The following is a 373-nucleotide window of genomic DNA, read 5'->3' on the forward strand; positions in this document are numbered from 1 at the left end:
CTGAAGCACTGGTTAAAGTAGGAGCAGGGCATGTAGATATAGTAGTACCTGCGCTCATAAATGCTTTAAAGGATAGTGATTGCTGGGTCAGGTGGAATGCAGCTGAAGTACTGGGTAAAGTAGGAGCAGGGCATGGAGATTTAGTGGTACCTGCGTTAATAGAATCTTTAGAGGATGAGGATGTCAGGATCAGAGCAGCTGAAGCACTGGGTAAAGTAGGAGCAGGGCATGGAGATATAGTAATACCTGCGTTAATAGAATCTTTAGAGGATGAGGATGAGGATGTCAGGAGCAGTGCAGCTGAAGCATTGGTTAAAATAGGAGCAGGGCATGGAGATATAGTAGTACCTGTGCTAATAAATGCTTTAAAGGA

1 protein-coding gene is annotated in these 373 nt (G+C 44.2%); it reads left to right on the top strand.

What is annotated here, in order from left to right:
* Positions 1-373 (top strand): HEAT repeat domain-containing protein (locus tag NF27_RS07600; protein WP_039457823.1); only part of this gene is annotated, 373 nt, incomplete at both ends.

The organism is Candidatus Jidaibacter acanthamoeba, assembly GCF_000815465.1.
GTDB lineage: Bacteria > Pseudomonadota > Alphaproteobacteria > Rickettsiales > Midichloriaceae > Jidaibacter > Jidaibacter acanthamoebae.